The organism is uncultured Tateyamaria sp., from assembly GCF_947503415.1.
Taxonomy (GTDB): Bacteria; Pseudomonadota; Alphaproteobacteria; order Rhodobacterales; family Rhodobacteraceae; genus Tateyamaria.
This window is the reverse complement of the sequence record NZ_CANNDS010000001.1, coordinates 2,134,586-2,160,929: the sequence shown is the minus strand read 5'-3', so window position 1 is coordinate 2,160,929 and position 26,344 is coordinate 2,134,586. Positions and strand designations below refer to the sequence as shown.

General features: G+C 59.3%; 23 protein-coding genes. 3 read left to right on the top strand and 20 right to left on the bottom strand.

Features of this window, described 5'->3' with window-relative positions:
- Positions 1-16 precede the first annotated feature (16 nt).
- The 9 genes from Q1A32_RS10650 to Q1A32_RS10610 all read right to left on the bottom strand — a co-directional run bounded on the left by Q1A32_RS10650 (position 17) and on the right by Q1A32_RS10610 (position 7,027).
- Positions 17-205 (bottom strand): hypothetical protein, encoded by a 189-nt coding sequence (locus tag Q1A32_RS10650; RefSeq protein WP_299612664.1) that lies wholly within the window; start codon positions 203-205, stop codon positions 17-19.
- Positions 206-539: 334 nt separating this feature from the next.
- The gene (locus Q1A32_RS10645; protein WP_299652515.1) at positions 540-671 is read right to left on the bottom strand and encodes a hypothetical protein; all 132 of its coding nucleotides are present in this window, start codon (positions 669-671) and stop codon (positions 540-542) included.
- Positions 672-1,455: 784 nt separating this feature from the next.
- A complete protein-coding gene (rplP, locus tag Q1A32_RS10640) occupies positions 1,456-1,869 on the bottom strand; it encodes a 50S ribosomal protein L16 (protein ID WP_299046720.1) in 414 nt (137 codons plus the stop codon).
- A 12-nt stretch (positions 1,870-1,881) separates the two neighbouring features.
- Positions 1,882-2,589 carry a 30S ribosomal protein S3 gene (gene rpsC, locus Q1A32_RS10635; RefSeq protein WP_299612668.1) on the bottom strand — a complete coding sequence of 236 codons (708 nt, stop codon included), beginning with the start codon at positions 2,587-2,589 and terminating at the stop codon, positions 1,882-1,884.
- Positions 2,589-2,981, bottom strand: a complete 393-nt coding sequence (gene rplV / locus Q1A32_RS10630; RefSeq protein WP_108838856.1) for a 50S ribosomal protein L22 — start codon at positions 2,979-2,981, stop codon at positions 2,589-2,591. The genes rpsC and rplV overlap by 1 nt, the downstream gene beginning before the upstream one ends.
- Positions 2,978-3,256 carry a 30S ribosomal protein S19 gene (rpsS, locus tag Q1A32_RS10625; protein ID WP_025059469.1) on the bottom strand — a complete coding sequence of 93 codons (279 nt, stop codon included), beginning with the start codon at positions 3,254-3,256 and terminating at the stop codon, positions 2,978-2,980. The genes rplV and rpsS overlap by 4 nt, the downstream gene beginning before the upstream one ends.
- 3 nt (positions 3,257-3,259) lie before the next feature.
- Positions 3,260-4,102: a 50S ribosomal protein L2 gene (gene rplB / locus Q1A32_RS10620; protein ID WP_299652513.1), complete on the bottom strand. Its 843-nt coding sequence runs from the start codon at positions 4,100-4,102 to the stop codon at positions 3,260-3,262.
- Positions 4,103-4,405: 303 nt separating this feature from the next.
- Positions 4,406-5,329, bottom strand: coding sequence for a hypothetical protein (locus Q1A32_RS10615; protein WP_299652511.1), 924 nt, complete (start codon positions 5,327-5,329; stop codon positions 4,406-4,408).
- Positions 5,330-5,827: 498 nt separating this feature from the next.
- Positions 5,828-7,027, bottom strand: coding sequence for a hypothetical protein (locus tag Q1A32_RS10610; RefSeq protein ID WP_299652509.1), 1,200 nt, complete (start codon positions 7,025-7,027; stop codon positions 5,828-5,830).
- Between the two features lie 268 nt (positions 7,028-7,295).
- On the opposite strand from Q1A32_RS10610, the gene Q1A32_RS10605 reads away from it, so the two are divergent.
- Positions 7,296-7,628 carry a phasin family protein gene (locus Q1A32_RS10605; RefSeq protein WP_299652507.1) on the top strand — a complete coding sequence of 111 codons (333 nt, stop codon included), beginning with the start codon at positions 7,296-7,298 and terminating at the stop codon, positions 7,626-7,628.
- A gap of 233 nt (positions 7,629-7,861) precedes the next feature.
- Here the strand turns inward: Q1A32_RS10605 and Q1A32_RS10600 are convergent, their stop codons facing one another.
- From Q1A32_RS10600 to rpsL, 8 genes are all read right to left on the bottom strand, one after another.
- The gene (locus Q1A32_RS10600; RefSeq protein WP_299652505.1) at positions 7,862-8,158 is read right to left on the bottom strand and encodes a 50S ribosomal protein L23; all 297 of its coding nucleotides are present in this window, start codon (positions 8,156-8,158) and stop codon (positions 7,862-7,864) included.
- Entirely contained in the window at positions 8,155-8,772 is a 618-nt protein-coding gene (gene rplD, locus Q1A32_RS10595) for a 50S ribosomal protein L4 (RefSeq protein ID WP_299652503.1), read from the bottom strand. Before rplD ends, Q1A32_RS10600 begins: the two co-directional genes overlap by 4 nt.
- Positions 8,769-9,638 (bottom strand): 50S ribosomal protein L3, encoded by an 870-nt coding sequence (gene rplC, locus Q1A32_RS10590; RefSeq protein WP_299613770.1) that lies wholly within the window; start codon positions 9,636-9,638, stop codon positions 8,769-8,771. The genes rplD and rplC overlap by 4 nt, the downstream gene beginning before the upstream one ends.
- Positions 9,639-9,648: 10 nt before the next feature.
- Positions 9,649-9,963, bottom strand: a complete 315-nt coding sequence (gene rpsJ / locus Q1A32_RS10585) for a 30S ribosomal protein S10 (protein WP_108838874.1) — start codon at positions 9,961-9,963, stop codon at positions 9,649-9,651.
- Between the two features lie 138 nt (positions 9,964-10,101).
- On the bottom strand, positions 10,102-11,277 hold the full coding sequence (tuf, locus tag Q1A32_RS10580; RefSeq protein ID WP_299612684.1) for an elongation factor Tu: 1,176 nt from the start codon (positions 11,275-11,277) through the stop codon (positions 10,102-10,104).
- An 86-nt stretch (positions 11,278-11,363) separates the two neighbouring features.
- Positions 11,364-13,481: an elongation factor G gene (gene fusA, locus Q1A32_RS10575; protein ID WP_299652501.1), complete on the bottom strand. Its 2,118-nt coding sequence runs from the start codon at positions 13,479-13,481 to the stop codon at positions 11,364-11,366.
- A gap of 26 nt (positions 13,482-13,507) precedes the next feature.
- On the bottom strand, positions 13,508-13,978 hold the full coding sequence (rpsG, locus tag Q1A32_RS10570) for a 30S ribosomal protein S7 (RefSeq protein ID WP_076628880.1): 471 nt from the start codon (positions 13,976-13,978) through the stop codon (positions 13,508-13,510).
- 12 nt (positions 13,979-13,990) lie between these two features.
- Complete coding sequence (rpsL, locus tag Q1A32_RS10565) at positions 13,991-14,362, bottom strand: 30S ribosomal protein S12 (protein WP_024809820.1); 372 nt, start codon at positions 14,360-14,362, stop codon at positions 13,991-13,993.
- A 336-nt stretch (positions 14,363-14,698) separates the two neighbouring features.
- Between rpsL and Q1A32_RS10560 the strand changes: the two genes are divergently transcribed.
- Positions 14,699-15,505 carry a putative rhamnosyl transferase gene (locus tag Q1A32_RS10560; protein WP_299652499.1) on the top strand — a complete coding sequence of 269 codons (807 nt, stop codon included), beginning with the start codon at positions 14,699-14,701 and terminating at the stop codon, positions 15,503-15,505.
- Here the strand turns inward: Q1A32_RS10560 and Q1A32_RS10555 are convergent.
- Positions 15,494-16,360, bottom strand: coding sequence for a DMT family transporter (locus Q1A32_RS10555; RefSeq protein WP_299652497.1), 867 nt, complete (start codon positions 16,358-16,360; stop codon positions 15,494-15,496). The genes Q1A32_RS10560 and Q1A32_RS10555 overlap by 12 nt on opposite strands.
- 144 nt (positions 16,361-16,504) lie before the next feature.
- Between Q1A32_RS10555 and Q1A32_RS10550 the strand changes: the two genes are divergently transcribed.
- Positions 16,505-17,791 (top strand): MFS transporter, encoded by a 1,287-nt coding sequence (locus Q1A32_RS10550; protein WP_299652495.1) that lies wholly within the window; start codon positions 16,505-16,507, stop codon positions 17,789-17,791.
- Positions 17,792-17,853: 62 nt separating this feature from the next.
- Here Q1A32_RS10550 and rpoC read toward each other — a convergent pair whose 3' ends face one another.
- Positions 17,854-22,098 carry a DNA-directed RNA polymerase subunit beta' gene (gene rpoC, locus Q1A32_RS10545; RefSeq protein WP_299652493.1) on the bottom strand — a complete coding sequence of 1,415 codons (4,245 nt, stop codon included), beginning with the start codon at positions 22,096-22,098 and terminating at the stop codon, positions 17,854-17,856.
- A gap of 91 nt (positions 22,099-22,189) precedes the next feature.
- Positions 22,190-26,326, bottom strand: a complete 4,137-nt coding sequence (gene rpoB / locus Q1A32_RS10540) for a DNA-directed RNA polymerase subunit beta (RefSeq protein ID WP_299612701.1) — start codon at positions 26,324-26,326, stop codon at positions 22,190-22,192.
- Positions 26,327-26,344: the final 18 nt, after the last annotated feature.

Below are 26,344 nucleotides of genomic sequence, written 5' to 3'. Positions count from 1 at the left end.
CCAAACGTTCAGCGCCCTATTTGGGCGTCTCTGCGGCCTTCCTGGCCGCCTTTTCCTCTTTGGTCAGCTTGTTGCCCCACTGGTTGTTGGACAGGCCCAGCCCCTCCGGCATCGGCTTGGTCTTGCCCTTCTTGACCTCACCGCCCTTGTCGAGGAATTGCTTGATCAGATCTTCGTCGGTGGTGGGCTTGGGGACGTGTTTCATGATGCGCGCCTCGCTGTGGGGGTGTGAGCCAGCTTAGACATCCCGCGGATAATAGCCACCGTTGAATAGGCCCAGTGATAACCAAGGCGCAAAGCCGCGGCATCATTTGCCCGGCAGGCGATTTGGCAATTGCCAAATCTGCCGAGAGGGGACAGGCCACGGTCTGTCGACCCAACGGATATTCTACAGCGCTTTATGGAAGCCAAACACATCTTCGACCCGAGCGGTGTGCTGGCGTTAGACGTATCGACAGGCCCGGGGGTGGCCTGTCAATGGCGCGGCGGCCTGCGGCCTTGATTCCGCGCTTTGGGCAACACGTAGACAGACCAAGGCTTTACGAGAGTTTGGATTGCTTTTCGCAGACCCACGCACACAGGTCTCGAAACAGTCCCTTGTGCATTTCGGGCAACAATCCCTCTGCCATCATGACCTCTGACGCAAACTCACCAATTGTATTGAGAGACATGGCACAAATTCTGTCATTGTCATCTTGTGACAGGCAGTAGCCCATTTCGGTACACGCCCCAAATAGCAACTTTGCGATCACAGTGTTAGTACCATCTAGAGGCCAATCAGAGAATTGAACTTTCATGATCTATAATGTCTTCGATCTCCTCACATTTCTCAAGGCTCCACAAAGGCCAGCGCCCGACCGACCTGGAGGGCTTCTGAACAGAGCGACCCCTCACCGTCAGGCACAACATCACCGCTCAGCGCGGATGTCGACATAGCGCCCGCCCTCCGGGGGGAGGTCGGTCGGGCGCTGGCCGGGCTAGGTGCCCGGCTTGGGATGCAATTCACTCGTTGCGCTTGTTCGATTTGGGAAGAAATTTGAAAAAAGCAGCCAAACTGTCCCCCCGCCTGCTCCGCAAGACTACAGCCAATGCAACCAGCGCCAACAGCACCGCGCCCAAGCCATTTCCGGACATAAGGAAAAGGTCCAATTCCGCTTCTCTAAGGGTGGTCCAGAACTCCATATACATTCCTCGCTATAGAATGATGAATGAAGCTCCTAGCTCCGCTAATAGCGTACGGCTTCACAGGCGGTCAACTTCAGAGGGTGGCATCCACAAGAATCCATTGGGAGACTCACATGACTCGTCAACACTCTGTGGAAAACTCAGTTTCTATAGTAGAATGGGAATAGAAAACCCCCGGCGCTCTCACGCCGAGGGTTCTCAATGTCTACCGGGTGCTGCTCTCGTGCATTTGCGTTGCAAATACCCTGCCGCACACTGTTGAGAGAAGACTTACCAGTCTTCTCTCACTACAACGCGTGTCTTGATCGGCAGCTTCATCGCCGCCAGACGCAGCGCTTCGCGCGCGACATCATCATTCACACCGTCGATCTCGAACATCACGCGGCCGGGTTTGACCTTGGCCGCCCAACGGTCGACCGAGCCCTTGCCCTTACCCATCCGCACTTCGATCGGCTTGGCGGTCACAGGCACGTCGGGGAAAATCCGGATCCAGACCCGGCCCTGACGTTTCATGTGACGCGTCATCGCACGACGCGCGGCTTCGATCTGACGGGCGGTGACCCGCTCGGGCTGCAGTGCCTTCAGGCCGTAGGTGCCAAAGTTCAGGTCGGACCCGCCCTTTGCCTGACCCTTGATCGAGCCTTTGAACTGCTTACGGAACTTCGTACGCTTTGGTTGAAGCATCTCTACTCTCCTTTAGCGACGGCCACCGGCACCACGTGGGGCCGGACCGTCCTGGAGTTCTTGGGCCTTGCGATCACGCGCAGCGGGGTCATGTTCCATGATCTCACCTTTGAAGATCCAGGTCTTGATCCCGATGATGCCATAGGCGGTTTCCGCCTCGACATGTGCGTAGTCGATGTCAGCACGCAGGGTGTGAAGGGGCACACGGCCCTCACGGTACCACTCGGTGCGGGCAATCTCTGCCCCCCCCAGACGACCGGCCACGTTCACGCGGATGCCCAAGGCACCCATACGCATGGCGTTCTGCACGGCGCGCTTCATGGCACGGCGGAAGGACACACGACGCTCCAGCTGCTGCGCAATGGACTCGCCAACAAGGGCCGCGTCCAGCTCGGGCTTGCGGACCTCAACGATGTTGAGATGCAGCTCGCTGTCGGTCAGCTTGGCCAGCTTCTTGCGCAGACCTTCGATGTCTGCACCTTTCTTGCCTATGATGACACCGGGGCGGGCTGTGTGGATCGTGACGCGGCACTTCTTGTGCGGACGCTCGATGATCACACGGGCCACACCGGCCTGCTTGCACTCGGTCTTGATGAAATCACGGATCTTCAGATCTTCCAGCAGAAGATCACCGTAATCCTTGGTGTCGGCATACCAGCGGCTGTCCCATGTACGGTTCACCTGCAGGCGCATGCCAATCGGATTGACTTTATTCCCCATCAGGCTTGCTCCCCTGAAACTTCTTCAACTTGACGCACCTTGATCGTGATTTCCGCAAAGGGCTTCATGATCTTGCCGAAACGGCCACGCGCCCGGGGACGCCCGCGTTTCATGGTCAGGTTCTTGCCAACCCAGGCTTCGGCAACGATCAGCTCGTCAACGTCCAGGTTGTGGTTGTTTTCAGCGTTGGCGATGGCCGACTGCAGGCACTTCTTGACGTCCTGCGCGATGCGCTTTTTCGAGAACGTCAGATCGGTCAGGGCCTTATCGACCTTCTTGCCGCGGATCATCTGGGCAACCAGGTTCAGCTTCTGCGGAGACGTGCGCAACATGCGCGTCTTCGCCATCGCTTCATTGTCCGCCACGCGGCGTGGATTCTTATCCTTGCTCATTTGCGTTTCGCCTTCTTGTCAGCCGCATGACCGTAATAGGTCCGCGTGGGCGAATATTCCCCGAACTTCTGACCGATCATCTCTTCGGACACGTTCACGGGAATATGCTTGTGGCCGTTGTACACACCAAATGTCAGCCCCACGAACTGGGGCAGAATGGTGGACCGACGGGACCAGATCTTGATGACTTCGTTGCGACCGCTCTCGCGCGACGCTTCCGCTTTCTTCAGCACATAGCTGTCGACAAACGGACCTTTCCAAACTGAACGAGACATATCTTAACGCCCCTTCTTCTTGGCGTGACGCGAGCGGATGATCAGCTTTTGCGACGCTTTGTTCTTGTTGCGGGTACGGGCACCCTTGGTCGGCTTGCCCCATGGGGACACAGGGTGACGACCACCGGAGGTCCGGCCTTCACCACCACCATGGGGGTGATCGATCGGGTTCATGACGACACCACGGACACTCGGGCGAATGCCCTTGTGACGCATGCGACCGGCTTTACCGTAGTTCTGGTTCGAGTTGTCGGGGTTGCTGACGGCACCAACGGTGGCGCGGCATTCCTGACGGACCAGACGCAGCTCGCCCGAACTCAGGCGGATCTGGGCATAGCCCCCATCACGACCCACGAACTGGGCGTAAGTACCAGCGGCACGCGCGATCTGACCACCCTTGCCGGGCTTCAGCTCGATGTTGTGCACGATTGTCCCGATGGGCATGCCCGAGAACGGCATGGTGTTGCCGGGCTTGATGTCCGCCTTCTGGCTCGAAATGATCTTGTCACCAACAGCCAGACGCTGCGGGGCCAGGACATAGGCCTGCTCGCCATCTTCGTATTGCACGAGGGCGATGAACGCGGTCCGGTTGGGGTCATATTCGATGCGCACGACCACGGCCGTGACATCCATCTTGTTCCGTTTGAAATCGACGATCCGATAGAGACGCTTTGCGCCCCCGCCTTTGCGGCGCATCGTGATCCGTCCGGTGTTGTTGCGGCCACCATTCTTGGTGAGACCTTCGGTCAGCGCCTTGACGGGGCGCCCCTTCCACAGCTCCGAACGGTCGATCAGAACCAGCCCACGCTGGCCCGGCGTCGTCGGCTTATACGACTTGAGTGCCATGTTACTGTCTTCCGTTTTGCTAAACGACGGTTGGTCCGATGACCCCCGCCTATGGTTAAAGGCCCCCGAAGGTGCCCGGTAGTGTACTCAAACGAGCAATAACAAAGCCCCGGACGAATCCGGGGCCTTGCCGATGGGGTCTGTTAAGGCAGGCATGGGGTGGGGTCAACCCGTAGGGCGGGCATTCCGCCCACCATTGCGTCCCCCACCGTAGGCCGTGCTTCAGCCCGGCAAAGCCAGCCCAACGTAGGGTGGGCAGTCTGCCCTTCACCTTTGCGCAAGCCTGCCGCACCCAAAGGGGGCTCACACAAATTCTTCGTATTTTGCAGATCCAAGCACAGGCGCGTTTTCGTCGACCGTCGCAAAAGCCGCCCATTCAACCGCTTGGACGTACCAGGGGTGGTCATCTGAAAACGAACTTCCAAACAGATGTGTCCGCATCTTCTCTCTCGCACGCGGCCCCATGCTTACCTTCAACACAAAACACGGACGGTGTTCAAAGCGCCTCCAGATATCTTGTACATCGCCCATAAACGCCGCTCCCAATGCAGACGACAGGTCCAGCTTAAAGACACGGACATCCATGGATACGTCTTCGATCTCGCGCCCTCCATACGTAGCTTTGACCGCACGCTGCGCTTTAAATGTAATCTGTGAAGCATCGGACTCTGAATCCGATATCCAGACGTGGTCCTCCGGGTACGCCTCCACATACCCATGCCGTTTCAATTCCTGCCGACGGGCATCACACTCAAAGGGCGGAAACATCGCCCTTTGAAACATTGTTCTGACACCCCTGCAAAGGTCGTCTTTGTTCTCACCGGCACGGGGAACAGGCTGCCCAAACAAGCCAACATCGCCTTTCGCAAATGCGATATCCCGGACAGTCTTGATACCGGACGGACTGCGGCGCACCTGAACACGGGGCAGCTTGGCCAACTCAGCCGAAATTTCTGACACAGACCGCGCCGCCCGAACCCGTTGACGGTCCATTCGGGTCTCCACGGGCGCACATCGCCCGGTGAAAGCGCGCGCCTCCTCAACCGAGGTCTTACCGGTCAATAAGTCCTTGGTCACACCAGCCAAACGATCCAACGTTTTGCCAATTGCGCCGTGCTGCCAATCTGCCTGCGATGCACCAATCATTTTGCCGGATGCGCGGGCGCTCGTCGAACGGACCAACTCCAATTCTCGACGTAGCGCGCGCTTTGTGTCGTTGGATACCATGTCCCACTCTGCCGCTGTCTTTGCTTGTCGCGACATAGCCTCAATATAAGGCATTTCTGTGGACGTCGTCGGCCCATATCGCCGCTTCCGGTCCCGCCGGACCAGGTCAATTCCCATCCCACACAAGCCCACGACACTATCACCAGCCCTCCGACCAAAGAACACCCCATTGCCGCCGCCCGCTCGGCCTCCAACCCTGCCATCGCGCAAGGAGATCACAACCGACTGCACCCGCTTTGCGATGGACCGCGTGCAAAAGGGTTTAGAGGCACAACGCGCCATCGCTACCCCTGTCTCTGCAGTCTCTTGGAGGTGTCACAGCCGGAACCGCGTGAACTCCCGCGCCACCCACTCAGCGCAAAGCGATGCGACGTTCAACCTGCATTGCAAGTAAACCAATGCTGATCAGAGCAAAGGCAGCGCACGATCTAGCCGGTTCAACAGAAAAGCGGTGTGCGATTGCACGACAAACGTGAACAGGCGGCCGCGTGCCTCGTTTTATTCGGTTGCCGCGACAAACGCCTCGCGCAGCCTGTTTTCCAACCCGACAACCGCGTCTCGCGTGGCCCCATCTTGCAGCGCGATAGCGACTTCGCTTGTGCGGCACATCATCCCCCGAATTGCGGCGATCTTGCGCGGAACCTTCATCTCCCTGAAGCAAGTTGCAAGATCGGGGTAAGTCTCAAAAAGACCGTTGTCCGAAACACCAAGTGCCTCAAACGTTGCGCGCAGACGGCAACATTTTGGACAGTGACCACAATTACCGCCTGTACTCCGATCAGAAAAACAGACGGATAAATGCCGCACGACATCTTCATTCCACTCCAGAATACGACGTAATTTTTCTACGCGATCCGCATTTTGACCATATGTCCTGATACCGAAACGTTCCGTGGACATAAGTCCATCCAGCGCGATGTGGTTGCCCCAGGGATGCCGGTGCAGGTTCTGAACTGTTGTGTTGTCTTGCGCAATTACACCAAACTTGAACTGATCCGAGAAGAGATTCAAACACGCTCCCAAATTCAAGCCATGCATTTGGCTCCAGACATATTTGTTGTCCCTGATGCTGGAATTGACGAACAGCATCTCAAATCCAAATGCTCTCGCAATGTTTTCAACACGCGCTCGCAGTTCCACGAACCCTGGCGCAGTGCTTGAGTCGTAGTCGAGGCCCGCAACCAGCAGCGCGTGGTGAACATCGCCGTCCTCTTTTGCCTGCAACGCGGCATACATTGAATCCAATCCACCGCTCAGACATATGACACCGGTTTGTGCGATGTCGTTGCGCGGGTGTTCGTCATCAACAACATTGCTCAGCGACAACCGCAAAGGCGCCAGCCCATCTATTGTCCATAAACGGTATGCATTGGACAGTTCGTCGATTTGCCGCGCCATTCCCTTCGAAACCGGCCCATCATATGTGAGTTGAGCGTTGATCGACATGGAAACCCCGGCCAAGGCCAGTGCAGTATGATCTCTCAGACCGGGCAACTCAGAGACGCCATTCAAAACGGACATTTGAAAACTGTAAGGACCATAACTTAGTGTCGTATTCGGTCCCTCAATTTCTTCTCGCACACTCCAATCATGTTCTGCCGTCTGAAGTTCGTGATACCTCGAGATCCTTCGCCTTTGTTGTTTTCGCCAGTTTCGGAACGCTTTGACTTGCTGGAATATGGATTGAACGTCTTGCAAGGCATCTCCCAACCTGTTCGGCGGCTTCATTTCGTGCGGGTTTAGTTGCTAAGCGTTGACCGGGCAACCAGACTTGGATGTGATCGAGCTGAAACAGCGTCTGGATGCAGCATTGCCGTGGCACATTGAGGCGGAGGATCCCATCGCCACGCGGGATGCAGGCAAGCCATGGACCGAAGCGATGAGCGCCCCCACACGATCCATATCAATTCCCATCCCACACAAACCCGCTACACTGTCCCCAGACCTCCCACCAAAGGACACCCCCATGCCCAAATCCAAAACGCCCGAGACTGACCCCAACCCCATGGCCGCCGCCCTCTCGGCCTTTAACCCTGCCGCCGCGCAAGCGTGGATGGAGATCACAACCGAATGTACCCGCTTTGCGATGGACCGCGTGCAGAAGGATTTCGAGGCGCAGCGCGCCATGATGGCCTGCACCTCGCCCGTTGAACTCATGGAATTGCAGTCGAGCTACTGCCGCGACGCCGCACAGCAATACGCGGATCAGGCCACCCGCATGGTCGAACTGATGACCAAGGCCGCCTCCGGTACGTCCCCCCTCACCACGTCGCGCAAATACGACGACATCCCGCTCTGACGCGGGTCTCAAGATCGGCACATCCCATTGCGCCGTGGGGCGGGGTTTCACCCCGCCACACCCACCCCTCCGCGCGCATAAATCCCTAACACTTTCCTAACACGCCCCTCTAACCCCTTGATTCCCTGGGGCCCATGTCCTGTCCCAGCGTGGGACATGAAAAAAACCCCGACCGCTCACGCAGCCGGGGTTCTCAGAATTTTGCAGGGTGGGGTTTCACCCCACCACCCGGATCAAAGACCGGTGGTCACATCGATCGTGTTGCCTTCTTCCAGCGTCACATAGGCCTTTTTCACGTCCTTCCGCTTGCCCAACTGGCCGCGGAAACGCTTGACCTTGCCCTTCGTGATGGTCGTGTTCACGGCCTTCACTTTCACACCAAAGAGCGCCTCAACGGCCTCCTTGATCTGAGGCTTGTTGCTGTCAATCGCCACCTCAAAGACCACCGCGCCGTTCTCGGACGTAATGGTTGCCTTCTCCGTGATGATCGGCTTGCGGATCACGTCGTAATGTTCTGCCTTGGCACTCATTTCAAACGAGCCTCCAGTGCTTCGACACCCGCCTTCGTGATCACCAGCGTGTCACGCTTGAGAATGTCATATACGTTTGCACCCATCGTCGGCAGGATATCCAGACCTTCGATGTTGCGCGATGCTTTCAGGAAGTCCTCGTTCACGGACGCCCCGTCAATCACCAGCGCACGTTTCCAGCCCAGGTCAGCAACCTGTTTGGCCAGAGCGGCGGTTTTGCCTGCCGAAGCCGCATCCTCGATGATCACCAACTCGCCTGCTTTGGCCTTGGCCGACAGCGCGTGCTTGAGACCAAGCTTGCGGAACTTCTTGGGCAGGTCGTGGCCATGCGAACGCGGCGTCGGACCCTTGTAGATACCACCCTTGCGGAAGATCGGCGCGTTGCGGTCACCGTGGCGTGCGCCGCCGGTGCCCTTCTGGCGATAGATCTTCTTGGTCGAGTAGCTGGTTTCCGAACGGGTCTTGACCTTGTGGGTCCCCGCTTGCGCGTTGTTGCGCTGCCAGCGGACCATGCGGTGCAGGATATCGGCGCGGGGCTCAAGACCAAACAGGTCCTCGCTCAGCTCGACAGACCCGGCTTTGCCGCCGTCCAGTTTGATGACATCAAGTTTCATTCGTCACCTTCCTTCTTCTCGGCAGCAGGGGCCTCGTCTGCCTTGTCGGCAGCAATCTCGGCTTCTGCGGCTTTCAGCGCTTCGGCTTCGGCAGCTGCCTGCTCTTCGGCCAGACGCTGTGCTTCGGCTTCCGCTTCGGCGGCTGCGGCAGCAGCGGCTTCTTCGGCGGCTTTCGCAGCTTCTTCCTTGGCGGATTTCAAAGCGGCAGGCAGGATCGCATTTTCAGGGAACGGCTTTTTGACCGCGTCCTTGACGGTGACCCAGCCACCTTTCGATCCGGGCACGGCGCCTTTGATCATGATCAGACCACGGTCGCTGTCGGTGCGGACAACCTGCAGGTTCTGCGTGGTCACCTTTGCGGCACCCATGTGGCCGGCCATTTTCTTGCCTTTGAACACCTTGCCGGGGTCCTGACATTGGCCGGTCGAGCCGTGCGAACGGTGGGAAATCGACACACCGTGCGACGCGCGCAGACCACCGAAGTTGTGGCGTTTCATGGCACCGGCAAAGCCTTTACCAATCGACGTGCCCGTCACATCGACAAACTGACCTTCGAAATAGTGGTCGGCGATGATCTCTTCGCCCACACCGATCAGGTTGTCCTCGGTCACGCGAAACTCAACCAGCTTCCGCTTGGGTTCAACCTTGGCGGCGGCGAAGTGGCCGCGCATGGCCTTGCTCACGCGCTTGACCTTGGGCGTACCTGCGCCAAGGGTCACGGCGGAGTAGCCGTCCTTGTCGGACGTGCGCTGACCGACAACCTGAAGGGCGTCGAGTTGCAGCACGGTGACGGGCACTTGCTTGCCATCTTCCATGAAGAGGCGGGTCATGCCGACTTTCTTTGCGAGAATTCCAGAGCGCATAATCATACCCTCCTTACGACTGCAGCTTGATCTCGACATCCACACCAGCAGCGAGGTCGAGCTTCATCAGCGCGTCCACTGTCTGGGGGGTCGGATCAACGATGTCGAGAAGACGCTTGTGCGTCCGGATCTCGAACTGGTCACGGGATTTCTTGTCAACGTGCGGGCCGCGCAGAACGGTGAACTTTTCGATCTTGTTCGGCAGCGGGATGGGACCGCGCACGGAGGCACCTGTCCGCTTGGCAGTGTTGACGATTTCCTGCGTGGACGCGTCCAACACACGGTAGTCAAACGCCTTCAGACGAATGCGGATGTTTTGGCTTTGAATGGCCATTTGTCCATATTCCCTTTTCGGGTTTTCAGTTGAGAGGAAGAGGCACGACCACCGCGCCCCTTCATCGAACCGTTTTTTGTAAGCGGGCCAAGATTTTTCGTACGAAAAATCTCAGCCCCACCTGTGTCCGATTTACTCGGTGATTTTCGACACAACACCCGCACCAACCGTGCGGCCGCCTTCGCGGATCGCAAAGCGCAGGCCCTGCTCCATCGCGATCGGTGCGATCAGCTCAACGCCGAATGACACGTTGTCACCTGGCATCACCATCTCGGTGCCCTCGGCCAGCTGAACCGTGCCCGTCACGTCCGTCGTGCGAAAGTAAAACTGCGGACGGTAGTTCGCGAAGAACGGCGTGTGACGGCCACCCTCGTCCTTGGTCAGGATGTAGGCTTCGGCTTCGAACTTCGTGTGCGGCTGCACAGACCCGGGCTTGCACAGCACCTGACCGCGCTCAACCGCTTCACGGTCGATGCCGCGCAGCAGCGCGCCGATGTTGTCGCCCGCTTCACCACGATCCAGCAGCTTGCGGAACATTTCCACGCCCGTGCAGGTCGTTTTCTGGGTGTCCTTGATGCCGACGATTTCGATCTCGTCGCCCACGTTGATCACGCCACGCTCGACACGGCCCGTCACAACGGTCCCACGACCGGAGATCGAGAACACGTCTTCGACAGGCATCAGGAAGGGCTGGTCCACGGCGCGTTCGGGCGTCGGGATGTACTCGTCCACAGCCGCCATCAGTTCGCGGATCTTGTTCTCACCGATCTCGGGGTCACGGCCTTCCATCGCCGCCAGGGCCGAGCCTGCGATGATGGGCGTGTCGTCGCCGGGGTACTCATAGGTGTCCAGCAGTTCGCGGACTTCCATTTCAACCAGTTCCAGCAGCTCTTCGTCGTCGACCTGGTCCACTTTGTTCATGAACACGACGATCTTCGGGATGCCAACCTGGCGGCCCAGCAGGATGTGCTCGCGCGTTTGCGGCATGGGGCCGTCCGCGGCGTTCACAACCAGGATCGCGCCGTCCATCTGGGCGGCACCGGTGATCATGTTCTTGACGTAGTCGGCGTGGCCGGGGCAGTCGACGTGGGCGTAGTGACGCGCGTCGGTCTCGTATTCCACGTGCGCGGTCGAGATCGTGATCCCGCGCGCTTTTTCTTCCGGCGCGCCGTCAATCTGGTCATAGGCCTTGAAGTCACCAAAATACTTGGTGATCGCCGCCGTCAGCGTCGTCTTGCCGTGGTCAACGTGGCCAATCGTGCCAATGTTAACGTGCGGCTTATTGCGCTCAAACTTTTCCTTTGCCATCTTTTGGCTCCTCTTTCTCTCAAGGGTGGCGGGGTGAACCCCGCCCTACAGTGGGTGGTAGGGCGGGGTTCACCCCGCCTTCCCGATTAAGCGTATTTGGACTGGATCTCGTCGCTGATGTTCTGCGGCACGGGATCGTAGTGGTCGAACTGCATGGTGAACTGGGCACGGCCCGACGACATCGAACGCAGGGTGTTGATGTAGCCGAACATGTTGGCCAGCGGCACCATCGCGTCGATGGCGATGGCGTTGCCGCGGTTTTCCTGACCAGACACCTGACCCCGACGCGATGTCAGGTCACCGATGATGCCACCGGTGTATTCTTCAGGCGTGATGACCTCGACCTTCATGATGGGTTCCAGCAGCTTGGCGCCGGCTTTCTTCATGCCTTCGCGCATGCCCATGCGGGCTGCGATCTCAAAGGCCAGAACGCTCGAGTCAACGTCGTGGAACTTGCCGTCGATCAGGGCCACCTTGAAGTCGATGACGGGGAAGCCCGCCAAAGGACCGCTGTCCATGACCGAGTTGATGCCTTTTTCCACGCCCGGAATGTATTCCTTGGGCACGGCACCACCAACGATGCGGGACTCAAAGCTGTACCCTTCGCCTGGCTCCGTGGGCGAGATGATCATCTTCACCTCGGCAAACTGACCAGACCCACCCGACTGTTTCTTGTGGGTGTAGGTGTGCTCGACTTCGTGACCGATGGTCTCGCGGTAGGCTACCTGCGGTGCACCGATGTTGGCTTCGACCTTGAATTCGCGCTTCAGACGATCCACCAGGATGTCCAGGTGAAGTTCGCCCATGCCCTTCATGATGGTCTGACCGGATTCCATGTCCGTTTCCACGCGGAAGGACGGGTCTTCGGCCGCCAGACGGGCCAGACCCTGGCTCATCTTCTCTTGGTCGCCCTTGGTTTTGGGCTCGACCGCAATCTCGATGACGGGATCGGGGAAGTTCATGGTTTCCAGGATCACCGGGTCGCTCTTGTCACACAGCGTGTCACCGGTGGTGGTGTTCTTCAGACCGCCAAGCGCGATGATGTCACCCGCATAGGCTTCGGTGATCTCGTCCCGGTCGTTCGAGTGCATCATCATCATACGACCAACGCGCTCGTTGTTGCCTTTGGTCGAGTTCAGCATCGAGTCGCCCTTGTTCAGGGTGCCCGAGTAAACGCGAACGAAAGTCAGCGAGCCCACGAAGGGGTCGTTCATGATTTTGAAGGCCAGACCGGAGAACGCCATGTCATCATCCGCACGGCGGGCGATGTTACGCTCTTCGGTTTCGTCACCGGGTTTGAAGCCCATGTAGTCGACAACGTCCAGCGGGCTGGGCAGATAGTCGATCACGGCGTTCAGAAGCGGCTGGACACCTTTGTTCTTGAAGGCCGAGCCACCCAGAACAGGTACGAAGTCCAGCGCCAGCGTGCCCTTGCGCAGCAGTTTGCGCAGGGTTGGGACGTCGGGTTCGTTGCCTTCAAGGTAGGCTTCCATCGCGTCGTCGTCTTGCTCGACGGCGGCTTCGATCATCTTCTCGCGCCATTCGGCGGCCATGTCGGCCAGATCGGCGCGGATTGGGGCCTTGATCCAGGACGCGCCCAGATCTTCACCCTGCCACAGCCACTCTTCCATGGTCACGAGGTCGATCAGACCTTCCAGCTCGGTCTCTGCACCGATTGGAATGCCGACGGGCACGGCGCGGGCGCCGGTGCGGTCTTCGATCATGTTGACGCAGTTGAAGAAGTCAGCGCCGATCTTGTCCATCTTGTTGACAAAGACCATGCGCGGCACCTTGTAGCGGTCAGCCTGACGCCACACGGTTTCGGTCTGCGGCTCAACACCCGCATTGGCGTCCAGAACACAGACAGCGCCATCGAGAACGGCCAGCGAACGCTCGACTTCAATGGTGAAGTCCACGTGGCCGGGGGTGTCGATGATGTTCAGACGGTGCTTGGGCGTCTCGGCAGTCTCACCGTCTTCGGTGCGCTCCCAGAACGTGGTGGTCGCAGCCGACGTGATGGTGATCCCGCGTTCCTGCTCCTGCTCCATCCAGTCCATGGTGGCGGCCCCATCGTGGACCTCACCGATGTTGTGGGACTTGCCTGTGTAGTACAGGATGCGTTCCGAACAGGTGGTCTTGCCGGCATCGATGTGAGCCATGATGCCGAAGTTGCGGTAGCGGTCGAGCGGATATTCGCGTGCCATGGGGCTGCTTCCTCAGAGTGTCTGGGTTACCAACGGTAGTGGCTGAACGCTTTGTTGGCGTCGGCCATCTTGTGCGTGTCTTCGCGCTTTTTCACGGCTGTACCGCGGGATTGCACAGCATCCAGCAGCTCACCGGCAAGGCGCTCTTCCATCGTGTTTTCATTGCGGCCGCGGCTGGCAGTGATCAACCAGCGGATGGCCAGCGCTTCGCGGCGCTCGGGACGAACTTCAACAGGCACCTGGTAGGTGGCACCACCGACGCGGCGCGAACGCACTTCGACGGAGGGTTTGATGTTGTCCAGCGCTTCGTGGAACACTTCCACGGGGGCGCGCTTGATCTTGGATTCAACCCGGTCGAACGCGTTATAGACGATGCGCTCTGCGGTCGATTTCTTACCATCGACCATCAGGTTGTTCATGAACTTGGTCAGAACCTTATCGCCATACTTGGCGTCGGGCAGGACTTCGCGTTTCTCGGCGGCGTGACGACGTGACATCTGCTGCTCTCCTTATTTGGGGCGCTTGGCGCCGTATTTCGAACGGCGTTGCTTACGATCTTTGACGCCCTGGGTATCCAGAACACCGCGCAGGATGTGGTAACGCACACCGGGAAGGTCTTTGACACGACCGCCGCGGATCAACACAACCGAGTGCTCTTGCAGGTTGTGGCTCTCGCCGGGGATGTAGCTGATGACCTCGAACCCGTTGGTCAGGCGCACTTTGGCAACCTTCCGCATGGCCGAGTTCGGCTTCTTTGGTGTGGTGGTGTACACACGTGTGCATACGCCGCGCTTCTGAGGGTTGCCCTCAAGGTGCAGCGACTTCGAGCGTTTTACTTTGGGCTGCCGCGGTTTGCGGATCAGCTGTTGGATCGTTGGCATTGCAGGTCTTTCCCCGTCTCATCAACATATGTCGTGCGGGGCGGCCCCGCGGTTTCAATTCCATCGCTTGCTGTGCGTCCACAACAGCGCAAAAACCGCAATCGCTCCGGTGTGCGGGGCGACGCGGTGGGTTTCCAGAGGATCGGGCCAATGCAGGGGCCGGATCGTGTCCACTTAAGTTTTGATTTCGGTGCCGGGGCGACCCCCTTGCCGAGATAGCGGGCGTATAGGGGGAGTCGGAGGTACTGTCAACAGCCACAGGCGGCTTGCGCAGGCCCCGCAGGCTAAGGCACAGTCGCCCGCAATACGAGCAGAAAAACAAGGGCCTTTGCCGCCATGCAGATCATCGGGCTATGCCGCTTTTCCTACCCTGCCATCGGCGGCTTTCAGGTGGGTCACGACAGCGTCGAAGACCGCATGGCCTATCTTTGGGCGCATGACCGGATCGAAGAACGATTTCGCCTGCTTGAAACCATGGCCCTGCCTTGCCTGCGGGCGCAAACGGACGAAGATTTCGACCTTTTGATCCTCGTCGGAGATCAATTTCCCAAGGACCACCGCGACCGGCTGCATGACCTCACGGCAGACCTCAAACAGGTCCAGATCATCGCCGAACCCCCGGCCCCCAGCCGCGACACATCCAAGAAATTGCTGAACGCTGCCCGGCGCGACCCGTCCAAACCATGCCTTCAGTTCCGTCACGACGACGACGACGCCTGTGCCGTCGATTTCATCGCCAAACTGCGCCAAGCGGCCAAGGATACCGAGGCGTTGACGCGCAAAAACAGAACCGTCGCCTTTGACTGGAACCAGGGCTACGTGGCTGAAGTGGGCGCAGAGGGCATCGCCGCGTCACAGACCCACCGGCCCTTCTATGTCTCGGCCCTCGGCATGTATATCAAGGGCAATTCCAAGGCCACGATCCACAACTTCATGCACGAACGCATCCCGCAATTCATGCCCTGCGTTACGTTTTCCGACCAGGACATGTTCGTCCGCACGCACAATGGTTTCAACGACAGCCGCCAGAAAAAGGTCAAGGATTGGCCGGTCGAGCCACTGACAGCCGATCAGGTTCAGCTGTTCCGCGACCGTTTTGCCGTGGACATCGACGACGTGCGCCGCGTGTTCTCAGCGCCCTGACACCCGCCGTTCGCGGTAGAGTGTGAACAGGCCCGTCGCCGCGACGATCCCCGCCCCGACCATTGTCAGCGCATCCGGCCAATCGCCAAATACGACAAACCCAAGGATCAGTGCAAAGACCAGCCCGGTATAGCGAAATGGTGCGATAAACCCGATATCGCCCTGCCGCATGACCTGCACTGAAAACCAGTACGCGCCGATGATCAGCACCGCAGCACCGCCGATCAGGACCGACAGGCGCGGGGTCAGCGCCACCCACGGCTCTGTGATGGATACGGCTCCAAAGAACAGCGTGATGGTCACGGCGGCCATCAACGTGACGGTCATCGTGGGCACTGACGCACTCAGACGACGCGTCGCCAGATCCCGTACGGTGACACAAGCAACCGCCCCCAACGCATAAAGGGACCAGACGGAAAACCCCTCCGCCCCGGGGCGCACAATCAGCAGCACGCCAACCAGACCCACGCCAATGGCCACCATCCGCCGCCACCCCAGCGGCTCGCCCAGAAAAACCGCCGCCGCAACGGCCACGGTCAGGGGCAACGCCTGCAAGATCGCAGTGACATTGGCGATGGGCATGTTCAAAAGCGCGGAGATAAAGAAATACGCAGCCCCAATCTCCGCCCCCGATCGTACCGCGATCCGGCCCCAATCCGCCCGACCAATGGCAAAGCTGATGCGCCCCAGCCACCGGGCAAAGATCAGGATCAACGCCACCGACAAAGCGCCGCGCAGAAACAGCATCTGGCCCAACGGCACCGCCCCATCAGTCATCTTGATCAGCGTATCATTGAGCGTGAACGACGCCATCGACGCCATCATCAAAAGCGCGCCAAAGCTGTTGGGGGACATGCGAAAAACCAGTCATCAAAAAGGGCTGGCGCGACGCTACCCGCGCCTGCACAAACTGACCAGAGGCGGGCACATGATTTCCGCTTGACCTCAAGGGCCCTTGAACACCTACAGCTTGTCCAAGAACACATATCAGGACGCAGAATGACCAAGCCAAATCAACTGCCGCGCTTCATCGCGGCCAGCGGCATGACAAACCTCGCGGACGGCATCGCCGTGGTGGTCTGGGCGTGGATTGCGTCCCTGCTCAGCCGCGATCCGCTTCTGATTGCGCTCATGCCCATCGCGCTGCGGTTGCCGTGGTTCCTTTTTGCCCTGCCCGCGGGGATTGTCACGGACCGGGTGGACCGGCGGCGGTTGATCCTTGGCATGGACGTGGTGCGCGCCGTGGCTTTCGCAGCGGCGGCCCTGTTCGTGTACCAAGCCATTCCCCTGCCCACCCCGCCCTCTGACGGCACAGCCAATCCAGCTCTCTTCTTCGCCCTTCTGGGCTGCGCCCTGCTGGTCGGCACAGCCGAGGTGTTTCGCGACAACGCCGCCCAGACCATGCTGCCAGCCCTGGTTCCCCATGCCCAACTGGAGCAGGCCAACGGCAGGCTCTGGAGCGTCGAACTTGTCGGCAACTCCCTCCTCGGTCCTGCCCTTGGCGCGTTCCTGATCGCCGCTGTCCTCTGGGCACCCTTCGCCGTCAACGCCACTATGTTCGCCGTCGCCGCCCTGCTGGTGCTCAGCCTGCCGGGCCAATTCCGCCCCACCCGCACCCAAGGCAATTCGTGGCGCACCGACCTGCGCGAGGGCATCGGGTTCCTGCGCGCCGCGCCGTTCCTGCAAGTGCTTGCGGTCATCACTGGCGTCTGGAACCTGCTGCACCAGATGGTCGTCATCGCACTGATCTTGCACGTGCAGGAAAACCTGAACATCGGGGCACAGGGCTACGGCCTGATCCTCGCTGCCGGGGCCGTGGGTGGCATCGCGGGTGGGTTTGTGGCTGACCGCGTGGTCCGCGCCATGGGTCAGGGTCGTGCTGCCAAGTGGATGACACTCGCATCTGCCGTGGCCTTCGCCATCATCCCCTTCGCGCCCAACGGTTATGTGCTGGCGCTGGTGCTGGCCGCGTTCGAATTTACCGGCCTGATCTGGAACACCGTGTCCGTGTCCTACCGCCAACGCTACATCCCCGACGCGCTGCTGGGCCGGGTCAACAGCATCTACCGGTTGCTCGCATGGGGCATGATGCCGGTGGGTTTGCTGCTCTCGGGATTGATCGTCAGCATCGCCGACGGGCCCCTGCCCCGCGACCTCGCCCTGATCTCGCCCTTTGTCGTGGCAGCCGCTGGGGCGGCACTCTTGACCCTATTGGCCTGGCACCCGCTAGGACGCGGGTTCAAGCCAATTTCCACGGCAGGCCTGGATCCGTCGGCCACTCAATAGGCACAAACGAAAACCCCCGCCGTGTCGGGCGGGGGCTTCCAATCTCAAATCATGGACGTTGATCAGTCGCGGCTGTCTTCCGAATGATCGATGACCGTGTCGAACACGTCGCCACCCACCACATCGTCGGCACTTGGTGCAGCCAGAGCAGCGGCCGCTTCGGCCTCTTCCCGACGCGCTTCGATGACGACGTTGTCGCGGTCCGTTGCGATCTTGCGCACGGCTTGGGTCGCGCCACCGGTGCCCGCCGGAATAAGGCGACCCACGATGACGTTTTCCTTCAGACCGACCAGCTTGTCCTTCTTGCCCTGTACCGAAGCCTCGGTCAGAACACGCGTCGTTTCCTGGAAGGACGCGGCAGAGATGAAGGACCGCGTTTGCAGCGACGCCTTGGTGATGCCAAGCAGGATCGGACCGCCTTGGGCTGGACGACCGCCTTTCGACAGTGCCTTCTCGTTGGCCGCGTCAAACTCTTGCTTGTCCACATGCTCGCCTTTGAGCAGCGTGGTGTCGCCCGAGTCTTCGATCTCCCATTTCTGGAGCATCTGACGCACGATGACCTCGATGTGCTTGTCGTTGATCTTCACGCCTTGCAGTCGGTAAACCTCCTGCACCTCATTGATCATGTAGTCAGCAAGCGCTTCGACGCCCATGATGGCAAGGATGTCATGGGGGGCTGGGTTGCCGTCCATGATGTAGTCACCCTTCTGGATGAAGTCGCCTTCGGCCACCGGGATGTGCTTGCCCTTGGGCACCATGTACTCGACCTTTTCCATGGTCTCGTCGCTGGGCTCAATCGCAATGCGGCGCTTGTTCTTGTAGTCCTTGCCAAAGCGCACGTAACCATCGATTTCGGCGATGATCGCGTGGTCCTTGGGACGACGGGCTTCGAACAGTTCGGCCACACGGGGCAGACCACCGGTGATGTCCTTGGTCTTGGCACCTTCGCGCGGAATACGGGCCACAACGTCACCGGCGGCGACTTCCTGACCGTCTTCCACCGACAGAACGGCATCCACAGACATCGCGTACGTGATCGGGTTACCCGCCTCGTTGCGCACAGGCTCACCGTCTTCACCCACAAGGATGATTTCCGGCTTGAGCTCGTTGCCCTTCGGTGCTGTCCGCCAGTCGATGACGATTTTCTGCGTCATACCAGTGGCTTCGTCGGTCTCGTCGCGCACGGCAAGGCCGCTGACAAGGTCGACATAACGGGCCGTACCGGCCTTCTCCGCGATGATGGGCAGCGTGTAGGGGTCCCACTCGAACAGCTTGTCGCCACGCTTCACATCCTGACCATCGGTCACGAACAAGGTCGTGCCGTAGCCCAGCTTGTGGTTCGCGCGCTCGTCGCCATTCTCGTCCTGAATGACCATCTTCATGTTCCGACCCATGACCATGACCTGCCCTGCGGCGTTGGTCAGTGTCTGGGGGTTCTCGAAAACGATCCTGCCCTCTTGGCTGGCCTCAAGGAACGACTGCTGACCGCCCTGCGCAACACCGCCGATGTGGAAGGTCCGCATCGTCAGCTGCGTGCCGGGCTCACCGATGGACTGAGCCGCGATGATGCCGACGGCTTCGCCGGTGTTCACCTTGGTCCCGCGAGCGAGGTCACGACCATAGCAAGTCGCGCACACGCCCTCTTCGGCTTCACAGGTCAGGGGCGACCGGATGCGCATGGACTGCACGCCGGCCTCGTCGATGGCATCCGACATCCGCTCGTCAATGAGCGTACCTTGGGTCAGGATCACCTCGTCCGTACCGGGACGCAGCACGTCGTCTGCAGCTACACGGCCCAGCACACGTTCGGCCAGCGATGCAACCACTTCACCGTCATTCACCGCCGCTTCGGCAGTGATGGCGTTTTCGGTGCCACAATCGTTGTCACGCACGATGCAATCCTGGGCCACGTCCACCAGACGGCGGGTCAGGTAGCCCGAGTTCGCCGTTTTCAGAGCGGTGTCCGACAGACCTTTCCGCGCGCCGTGGGTCGAGTTGAAGTATTCAAGAACGGTCAGACCTTCCTTGAAGTTCGAGATGATCGGCGTCTCGATGATGTCGCCATTCGGCTTCGCCATCAGGCCACGCATCCCGCCCAGCTGCTTCATCTGCGTAACCGAACCACGGGCACCGGAGTGGGCCATCATGTAGACCGAGTTCGGCTCCATTTCAGACCCGTCCTCGTCCCGACGATCTGCCGAGATCGAGCCCATCATAGCGTCGGTGACCTTGTCGTTACATTTCGACCAGGCATCGACCACCTTGTTGTACTTCTCACCCTGGGTGATCAGGCCGTCCATGTACTGCTGTTCGAAGTCCTTCACCTGATCGCGCGTCTCATCGACGATGGTCCACTTGGTTTCAGGGATCAGCATGTCGTCCTTGCCGAACGAAATGCCCGCCTTGAACGCGTGACGGAAACCCATGGTCATGATCTGGTCACAGAAGATAACCGACTCTTTCTGACCGCAATACCGGTAGACGGTGTCGATGACCTGCTGCACTTCCTTCTTCCGCAGAAGGCGGTTCACCAACTCAAACGGTGCCTTATTGTTCAGCGGCAAAAGCGCGCCCAACAGCACACGACCGGGGGTCGTGTCGAACCGTTCCATGACCTCAAGCCCTTCGGCATTGATCTGGGGCAGACGTGCTTTGATCTTGGTGTGCAGATGCACGACGCCTGCGTCGAGGGCGTGTTGCACTTCCTCGATCGAGCCAAAGACCATGTCTTCGCCCTTCATGCCTTCGCGTTCCAGCGTGACATAGTAGAGGCCCAAAATCATATCCTGCGACGGAACGATGATCGGCGCACCGTTCGCAGGCGACAGAACGTTGTTCGTCGACATCATCAGGACGCGCGCTTCGAGTTGGGCCTCAAGCGAGAGGGGCACGTGCACAGCCATTTGGTCACCGTCGAAGTCGGCGTTGAAGGCCGAACAGACCAGCGGGTGCAGCTGGATCGCCTTACCTTCGATCAGAACCGGTTCGAACGCCTGAATGCCCAAACGGTGCAGCGTCGGCGCACGGTTCAGCATGACAGGATGTTCGCGGATGACCTCATCCAAGATATCCCAAACTTCGGGACGTTCTTTTTCCACCAGCTTCTTGGCTTGCTTGACGGTCGAGGACAAACCCTTCGCTTCAAGCCGCGAATAGATGAACGGCTTGAACAGCTCGAGCGCCATCTTCTTCGGCAGACCACATTGGTGCAGCTTCAGTTCCGGCCCGGTCACGATGACCGAACGGCCCGAGAAGTCGACCCGCTTGCCCAAAAGGTTCTGACGGAAACGACCCTGCTTGCCTTTCAGCATGTCGGACAGCGATTTCAGCGGGCGCTTGTTGGCCCCCGTGATCACGCGGCCGCGACGGCCGTTGTCGAACAAGGCGTCGACGGATTCCTGCAACATCCGCTTTTCGTTGCGGACGATGATGTCAGGTGCGCGTAGTTCGATCAGGCGCTTCAGACGATTGTTCCGGTTGATCACCCGACGATACAGATCGTTCAGGTCGGACGTCGCGAAACGGCCTCCATCCAGTGGCACCAGCGGGCGCAGTTCCGGCGGGATCACGGGGATCACGGTCAGAACCATCCACTCGGGCCGGTTGCCGGACTCAAGGAAGGATTCCACCACCTTGAGGCGCTTGATGATCTTCTTGGGCTTCAGTTCGCCTGTCGCTTCCTTAAGGTCAGCGCGCAGGGTTTCGGCCTCTTGCTCCAGATCGATCTGGCTCAGCATCTCGCGAATGGCTTCGGCACCAATGTTGGCAGTGAACGCGTCCATGCCGAACGCGTCCTGCGCGTCCATGTACTCTTCTTCCGACAGCATCTGGCCATAGGACAGGTCGGTCAGACCGGGTTCGGTCACAACGTAGTTTTCAAAGTACAGCACACGTTCCAGGTCGCGCAGCGTCATGTCCAGCATCAGACCGATACGGCTGGGAAGCGATTTCAGGAACCAGATGTGGGCCACAGGGGCCGCCAGCTCGATGTGGCCCATACGCTCGCGGCGCACCTTTTGCAGCGTGACTTCCACACCGCATTTCTCGCAGACAACGCCGCGATACTTCATGCGCTTGTATTTGCCGCACAGGCATTCGTAATCCTTGATCGGGCCAAAGATACGCGCGCAGAACAGACCGTCACGCTCGGGCTTGAACGTCCGGTAGTTGATGGTCTCGGGCTTTTTGATCTCGCCAAAAGACCAGCTAAGGATACGTTCGGGCGACGCCAGCGACACCTTGATCTCGTCAAAGACCTTGGGCGGCGTCAGCGGGTTGAACGGGTTGTTTGTCAGTTCCTGGTTCATTTTGTTACCTCAGATAGTGGGCAAATGCGGTGGAAGCGGCACCAAGATTTTTCGTACGAAAAATCTTGGCCGAGGAAATTCGCAGAATTTCCTATTCATCTTCCTCCGCATCCAGGAGTTCCATGTTGAGGCCCAATCCGCGGACCTCTTTGACGAGAACGTTGAACGATTCCGGCACACCGGCTTCGAAATTATCCTCACCCTTGACGATGCTCTCATAGACCTTGGTCCGGCCGGCCACGTCGTCCGACTTAACCGTCAGCATCTCTTGCAGAGTGTAGGCTGCGCCGTAGGCTTCCAGAGCCCAGACTTCCATCTCACCAAAGCGCTGACCACCGAACTGCGCCTTACCACCCAGCGGCTGCTGCGTAACAAGCGAGTAAGGCCCGGTCGAACGGGCGTGGATCTTGTCGTCCACGAGGTGGTGCAGTTTCAGCAGGTACTTGATGCCCACGGTCACAGGGCGGCTAAACTGCTCCCCCGTACGACCATCAAACAGCACCGACTGTCCCGAGGTCGAGAACCCGGCACGCTCCAGCGCGTCGTTCACATCCGCCTCTTTCGCACCGTCAAAGACGGGCGTGGCAATGGGAACGCCGCGTGTCACGTTGCCAGCGGCTTCAACGAGGTGATCCTCGTCCATACCCGCCAGACCCTCTTCGTAGACGTCACCGCCATAAGCCAGGCTCATCGCTTCACGCACCGGCGTCAAGTCACCTGACCGACGATACTCTTGCAGCGCCTCATCGACATTCACGCCCAGACCGCGCGCGGCCCAGCCCATGTGTGTCTCAAGGATCTGGCCCACGTTCATACGCGACGGCACACCCAGCGGGTTCAGACAGAAATCGACCGGGGTGCCATCGGCGAGGAACGGCATGTCCTCCATCGGCACCACTTTCGAAATCACACCCTTGTTGCCGTGACGACCAGCCATCTTGTCGCCCGGTTGCAGCTTGCGCTTCACCGCCACGAACACTTTGACCATCTTCATCACGCCCGGAGGCAGATCGTCACCACGACGGACCTTCTCGACCTTGTCCTCGAACCGGGCATCGAGGGCACGCTTCTGCGCCTCGTATTGCTCGTTCAGGGCCTCGACCACCTGTGCGGACTGCTCGTCTTTCAGAGCAATCTGCCACCAGGCAGAGCGCGGGAAGGCTTCAAGCAAGTCGGCGTCAACGTTCGACCCCGCCCGAACACCTTTCGGCCCCTTGGCGATCTCTTTACCCAGCAGCATGTCACCCAGACGGGCATAGATGTTGCGGTCCAGAATGGTCAGCTCGTCGTCGCGGTCACGGGCAAGGCGTTCAACTTCCTCACGCTCGATCTGCAGGGCACGTTCGTCTTTTTCCACACCGTGGCGGTTAAAGACGCGCACCTCAACGACCGTCCCGAAGTCACCGGGTTTAACACGCAGCGACGTATCGCGCACGTCCGAAGCCTTCTCACCAAAGATGGCGCGCAGCAGCTTTTCTTCCGGCGTCATCGGGCTTTCGCCCTTCGGTGTGATCTTGCCCACCAGAATATCGCCCGGCTCAACGTCCGCACCGATATACACGATGCCCGCTTCGTCGAGGTTGCGCAGGGCTTCCTCACCGACGTTCGGGATATCGCGGGTGATCTCTTCTGGCCCCAGCTTGGTGTCTCGGGCGGCGACTTCAAATTCCTCGATGTGGATCGAGGTAAAGACGTCATCGCGCGACACGCGCTCGGAGATCAGGATCGAGTCCTCGTAGTTGTAGCCATTCCACGGCATGAACGCGACAACCACGTTCTTGCCCAGCGCCAGTTCGCCCATATCGGTCGAGGGACCATCTGCGATGACCTCGCCCTTCTGAACGGTGTCACCCACCTTCACCAGCGGACGCTGGTTAATGCAGGTGTTCTGGTTCGAACGCTGGAACTTGCGCATGCGGTAGATGTCCACACCTGCGTCGCCCAGCTCAAGGTCATGCGTGGCACGGATCACGATCCGGGTGGCGTCCACCTGGTCGATGATACCGGCACGTTTCGCCATGATGGCCGCCCCGGAATCGCGGGCCACAACCTCTTCGATGCCGGTGCCGACCAACGGCGCCTCGGCTTGCAGAAGTGGAACCGCCTGACGTTGCATGTTCGAGCCCATCAAGGCCCGGTTGGCGTCGTCATTTTCAAGGAACGGGATCAACGATGCCGCGACCGAGACCAACTGCTTGGGCGACACGTCGATCAGGTCAACCTGATCTACGGGCGCCAGCGTGTAGTCTCCGGATTGGCGCGTGTTGACCATCTCGTTGATGAACTTGCCGCTTTCGTCCAGCGTCGCGTTGGCCTGCGCAACAGTGTGACGCATTTCTTCGGTGGCGGACATGTAGTGCACTTCGTCCGTCACCTGACCTTCGTTTACAACCCGGTACGGTGTTTCGATGAAGCCATACTTGTTCACCCGCGCAAAGGTCGCGAGGCTATTGATCAGACCAATGTTCGGTCCTTCCGGCGTCTCAATCGGGCACATCCGACCATAGTGGGTCGGGTGCACGTCGCGCACCTCAAAGCCTGCACGCTCACGGGTCAGACCACCCGGCCCAAGCGCCGACAGGCGACGCTTGTGTGTCACTTCGGACAGCGGGTTGGTTTGGTCCATGAACTGCGACAGCTGGCTTGATCCAAAGAACTCGCGCACAGCGGCAGCAGCAGGTTTCGCGTTGATCAGGTCCTGCGGCATGACGGTGTCGATCTCGACGGACGACATCCGCTCTTTGATCGCACGTTCCATGCGCAGGAGACCCACGCGGTACTGGTTCTCCATCAGCTCACCAACGGAGCGGACACGACGATTCCCAAGGTGGTCGATATCGTCGATATCGCCCTTGCCGTCGCGCAGTTCCACCAACGCCTTGATGCAGGCCACAATGTCTTCGCGGCGCAGGGTGCGCTGCGTGTCTTCGGCGTCCAGCGCCAGACGCATGTTCATCTTCACACGGCCAACGGCGCTGAGGTCATAGCGCTCGCTGTCAAAGAACAGCGTGTCGAACAGGGCCGATGCCGCATCAACGGTGGGCGGCTCGCCCGGACGCATGACGCGGTAAATGTCCATGAGCGCGGTTTCGCGGTTCATGTTCTTGTCGGTCGCCATGGTGTTGCGCATGTAGGGGCCGACATTGACGTTGTCGATGTCCAGTACCGGGATCTCGGTGATGCCTGCGTCCACCAATTCCTTGACGGTGCCGCCGATCAGATCGCCGTCCTTGTCGTATTCCAGGGTCAGCTCATCACCGGCTTCGACATAGATCGCGCCGTTTTCTTCGTTGATGATGTCTTTGGCGACAAACTTGCCCACGATGTTCTCGTAAGGGACCAGCAGGTTCGTGACATTGCCCTCGTCGATCAGCTTCTTGACGGCGCGGGGCGTGACCTTCTTGCCGGATTCGGCAATCACTTCGCCTGTCTTGGCGTCAACCAGATCATATGTGGGACGGGTGCCACGCACACGCTCGGGGAAGAACGGCGTGACCCAGCCTTTGTTCTTCTGCAGCTTGTAGGTGACGGTGTTGTAATACGCGTCCATGATGCTTTCCTGGTCAAGACCCAGAGCATACAGAAGCGTCGTCACCGGCAATTTGCGGCGACGGTCGATACGGGCGAACACGATGTCCTTGGCGTCGAACTCAAAGTCCAGCCAGCTGCCGCGATAGGGGATGATGCGGCAGGCGAACAGCAGTTTGCCCGAGGAGTGGGTCTTGCCCTTGTCATGGTCAAAGAACACACCGGGCGAACGGTGCATCTGGCTGACGATCACACGCTCGGTGCCGTTCACGATGAACGTCCCGTTGGGTGTCATCAGGGGCATGTCGCCCATGAACACGTCTTGTTCCTTGATGTCCTTGACGGACTTGGCGCCAGTGTCTTCGTCGACATCAAACACGATCAGACGCAGCGTCACCTTGAGCGGCGCGCTGTAGGTCATGTCGCGCTGCTGGCATTCCTCTACGTCGTATTTGGGTTTTTCCAGCTCATACTTGACGTATTCCAGCACGGAGGTCTCGTTGAAGTCCTTGATCGGAAAAACCGACTGGAACACACCCATGATGCCTTCGCCGTCCATGGGCGTGGGTTCATCACCGGAATTCAGGAACAGGTCATACGAGGATTTCTGCACCTCGATGAGGTTGGGCATATCCAGAACTTCACGGATTTTGCCATAATATTTACGAAGACGTTTCTGGCCAAGGAACGTTTGCGCCATACTGATGTCACCTTTCAG